The organism is Prevotella multiformis DSM 16608 (assembly GCF_000191065.1).
Classification (GTDB): domain Bacteria; phylum Bacteroidota; class Bacteroidia; order Bacteroidales; family Bacteroidaceae; genus Prevotella; species Prevotella multiformis.
The window spans coordinates 1,178,721-1,183,244 of the sequence record NZ_GL872282.1; the positions used below are offsets into that span (position 1 = coordinate 1,178,721).

The 4,524-nt window shown below is 47.2% G+C and carries 3 protein-coding genes; 2 read left to right on the top strand and 1 reads right to left on the bottom strand.

The window, feature by feature from the left end; translation table 11 throughout:
• Positions 1-814: 814 nt before the first annotated feature.
• Positions 815-1,840 carry a helix-turn-helix transcriptional regulator gene (locus HMPREF9141_RS04735; RefSeq protein WP_040554273.1) on the bottom strand — a complete coding sequence of 342 codons (1,026 nt, stop codon included), beginning with the start codon at positions 1,838-1,840 and terminating at the stop codon, positions 815-817.
• A 617-nt stretch (positions 1,841-2,457) separates the two neighbouring features.
• Here HMPREF9141_RS04735 and HMPREF9141_RS04740 point away from each other — a divergent pair.
• Together HMPREF9141_RS04740 and HMPREF9141_RS04745 are read left to right on the top strand one after the other, a co-directional pair.
• The gene (locus HMPREF9141_RS04740; protein WP_007367385.1) at positions 2,458-4,197 is read left to right on the top strand and encodes a helix-turn-helix domain-containing protein; all 1,740 of its coding nucleotides are present in this window, start codon (positions 2,458-2,460) and stop codon (positions 4,195-4,197) included.
• Positions 4,198-4,324: 127 nt separating this feature from the next.
• The coding region (locus HMPREF9141_RS04745) for a hypothetical protein (protein WP_040554487.1) at positions 4,325-4,524 on the top strand (200 nt) is incomplete at its 3' end.

Here is a 4,524-nt window from a genome sequence, read left to right on the forward strand (position 1 = left end):
TAAAAGGAGGCTGGGTTCCGTTATCTTTAGATTCACCACAAATCAAATATAAAAAAAATGGAATCCAGCCTCATGTATCATGTGTTCGGAATCGGCAGAGACTATCAGTATCATGCAACTGCGTACAAAAGATAACCCAATTGTCTTTAAACTCAAAAGTATTTCGGAAGAAAAATAAATATGAACGTTTCCGGCGGAGGGACTTATTTATGGTTCTTCCGTTAAATGCGTAGATGTTTTTCGTATAGCTTTAACGGAAGAACCGAAGTGATTCATTAACCAGAAACATGGTCAAGACCGTTCAACTGGCTATTCTGTCATCATCCTCCGATATAAAAACCTTTTCGTTTTAATACGTTGAGAATACAGATAGGATTTTGAAAAACCATTACACAAGCTCTAACAGGCTCCTCTGCAAATATAAAAAACACGTGCAAAAAGCAGGTCTGCAACCGGCTGTAAATCAATTGGTTGCCAAGCCGTTCAGAAAAGGTGCTTGATTGGACTTCAAAAGGGCGTTGGTAACACGCCGAAAGAGCACCTGTTGCAAGCCAGTCAGGCACCTTTTAGCTTCTAAAAGGGCATGTGTTGCCTTGCGTTACATGAAAACAGTTTACAAATACCGATGATATGGGAATAAGTTGAAGAAGACGGAAAGACAGCCTGATGGACAGGCATCGTATCCATTTGCCTTTTCTGCATCTTATCTTGTAGTCCATCCCCCTTTGTAAGACCATCTGATTTCGGACAGTCATACCATGCAAATGTATAAGCCTTTATTCTCCAATCTATGTATTTAACGGAAGAACCTTATTTATTTCCTTTCCCCCTTGTTCAAATATTCTTTTTCTATCAATAAATTGAAGAGGAATTTCTGCAGGTCTTGGTCAGTGGGCACATTGAGTTTCTTGCGTACATGGGTGCGCACCACGTCGACGTTCTTCTCCGTCTTGTCGAGCAGCCGGCATATCTCCCCCCGTTTCTTACCTTGCAAGATAAGGTTGCATACGTCCACCTCCGACTTGGTGAGTGTGGGGAGATGGCGGGCGAGGCTGTCGTCGTCTGTCAAGTGGTTCTTAAGATGCAGGCGCACGGCGTTGATGAGGTTGCGCTGTGATGTCGGCTTGAGCATGGCGAACAGGCGGTCGGTATCTTCGGGCAACGGCCGGTTGTTGCTGCTCATGCACAGATAGGCCTCGATTTCCTGCTCGTTGAGTCTCACGGCGCGCATGAGTGCCGTTTCGCGGTGGTGCAGGTAGACGTTTTCCGTCTGCACATGCTGCACGTTGCGGCGCAGCAGTTCGCCCAGCACGCAGAGCAGGAACTCCACGCCGAGAAAGAAACCGAAGAGCTTCCACAGAGCCGGTTCCTTAAGATAGGCTGTGACGCTTCCGTATGCAACTAAACTGATGGCGGCGACAACAGACGGCGTATATCTCACGAAGCACATCACGAGCAGCACCACTGCCATGAGCGACACCATCTGGTTGAGAATGATGAGTTGGAGGAAATGATCGGGGCGCACATGGGAGAAATAGATGAAACGGCACACGATGGTGACCTGTGACACGAGGGCTACCACTGAAAGAGCCATGGGCGCGGACACCCGTCGGGCGAAGAAGAGCGTCAGCGCCGTGAGGCAGGCCGTCAGATGGACGATGCTCATCGCCTGTGGCATCACTTCCTGCGAACCGCCTAATCCCATGAGCTGCATGGCAATGACGATGACGACGATGGCGGAGTGGAGCAGATAGACGATGATCTGATGACGTTCTACGGTGGTCTTGCTTCTTGAATTCAAGAAGTTTTTTACTCTTTCCAAGGGCGTATGATGGAGCATGTGAGCTGCGGTTTGTGTTAAAATCATGATGCAAAGTTACGTCTTTATTTTTGTATTTCCGAAAAAAATATTAGGGGTTTTTAGGGTAGCGTTAGGGTTTTTAGGGTGCGGTATTTAACAAAATATACTATTTTGCAAGAAGAATAATGTTCAAAATCCTTGTCTTTTATTAATTTTGTTATATAATCTTCTACCGAAAGGTATTCTACCCATGCCGGACAGTTAAAAGGGACGTACCATAAATGAACAAAAAACATCTGACTACGAAATGTCAGTCATAGCTCACCGAGGAGTCTATGGAGAGGCAAACAAACGTTGCGGCAAATGACGAGAGCCTTGCTGAATCTCAGCAAATGTTGCGACAAATGACGGTAGCCTTACTGAGCCTCAGCAAACGTCACAGCAAATGACGGGAGACTTGCTCGACTTGAGCAAACGCCACTGTTAAAAAAAGAGGCTTGCTGAACTTCAGCAGGTGCCAAGACAAATTAGAATAAAGAATTTACACTTAAAAACAGAGCAGTCGTTGCTACTACCTGCGGGATATACTTTAGGGCGAGGAAGGACAAGAAAACTGCTATGTCTATGAAACTGTAAAAACTGAATATATACTGAAAATGAAACATTTTATCACATTACTGTTTGTCATTACACTCTCCGCAGGAGAAATGTATGCCGCCACTCCGGCAGACTCCATCCGCAAGGAGATGAAGCATCTCAAAGGAGAAAAGCTTTTGCAGGCCTACCATCATCTTTGCCGGTTGGCAGCTGCCGAAGATAATATGGGCTATGAATTAAGCTGCATCCGTGAATATCTTGCCGAATCCTTACGCCAAAAAGACAAGGAGGCGGAAGCCCGGGCGCGCGTCACCCAGTTGTATTGCTATTACAACTACGAGATGACCGACAGCATCAGCTACTATTTGCCCGAAGTCCTCAGTGCAATGAAAAAGAACGGCACATGGGATTATTACTACAATGCGTGGAACGTGCTGATTGAGAGTTATCTCTACGAAGACAAGGTGCAGACCGCATTGCTTGAAGCGCAAAAGATGTATGCCGACGCGCGAAAGAGAAAGAGCAACTATGGATTAGGCACTTCCACCTACGGCATGGCATGCATCTATCAGACAATGGGACGCTTCCGCGAAGCCGAGAAGACCATCGAGGAGAGCATCGCCGCCCTTTCCAAGGCCGATGAAATCTCACAATTGCTCTCTGCCTACAACGTCTTGGGCGAAACGCTCGACGGACTGCGGAAATATGAAAAGCTAAGAGCGAAATGCGCAGAATGGAAAGCGGTCATCGACAAATACAAGAACGAAGCCCTGCGAAAAGGCTACACACCCTCGCTCAACGGACGCTATCTCTACTGTACGCTGGCAACTGCCGTCGCTGAATTGGAAACAGGCCATTACGACCGTGCCAAGGAATTGCTGCAGCTCGCCGATAAATATGCCGAGGGACGCAAAGCCGTTGCCCGATTCAAGTTCCTTCAAGTGAAAGCCCGCTACTATGCAGCCACAAAACAGTACGACCGGGCCATTGCCTGCAATAACGAGAACATAGGCATCATGACTGCCGCCGGCGACTCCGTCAGCTTGCTCACCGTGCAGATGCAGCAAGCCGACCTCTACATGCAGGCCGGACGATACAAGGAAGCCGCAGAATTGTACAGCCTCGTCATCCCACACAAAGACAAGCTGCGCAACACCGAACTTGCCAGGCAGCTCGACGAACTGCGCACCATCTTCGAGGTTGACAAGCTCACACTCCGGAACGAGGTCATCACAACACGGCTCTATCTTTCACTCATCATCGTGGCATTGCTGCTTGCCACCGTCGTACTTTACATCATCTACACCCGCCGCTTGCGCCGCAAAAACAGGGCTTTGTACGACTCCATTCTATTATACCGCAAGGCGGAAAGCGACATGGAGACCGCGGCAAGGCTCGTTCCCGAGGAAGAACTCGACCGTGAAGGAAAAATCTACCGCCGGTTGTGCGAGCTGATGCAGAATGAGAAAATCTATAAAGACACGGAGTTGAACCGCGACATTCTCTCAAAGCGAATCGGAACAAATACCGTCTATATCACCAATGCCGTGCGCAAGTATGCCGATGGAGCCACAATCAACGAATTTATCAACGGCTACCGGCTGCGACATGCGGCATCGCTGCTCACCAACAATCCCGACTTGAACATCAACGAAGTGGAATATAGGTCAGGATTCAATTCCCGAGCCACATTTAACCGTTGTTTCCGGGCTTTCTTCGGGATGTCGCCTTCAGAATACAAAGCTGTTTCCAAAGAAAAAAAGAAAACGCGAAAGGGCTCATCCGATGAGAAGGCATAGGTGTTCCGGACATTTATAAATCGTCAATTCTTAGTGAATTACAAATATGATACAAGTTTTTTCAAATATGAAACGCCCTGTTGGTCTTCGTGGAATAATTTTGCAACAGAATCAACAAACAGCAAAGATGAAAAAGAACTGTTGGGTATATATCTTAAGAAATGAAAGCGGAGAAATAACCATCGGCTTTTCGGTCGATATGGATGAAAAGTTCACCGAAATCTCCATGCGAAAGGAAAAGCTGTATTATCTCCGTCCGTTTGAAGAACCGTTCGACGGCTTGGCACACAAGCATCTTTTGGATTCCCTTTCCCAAGATACGATCAA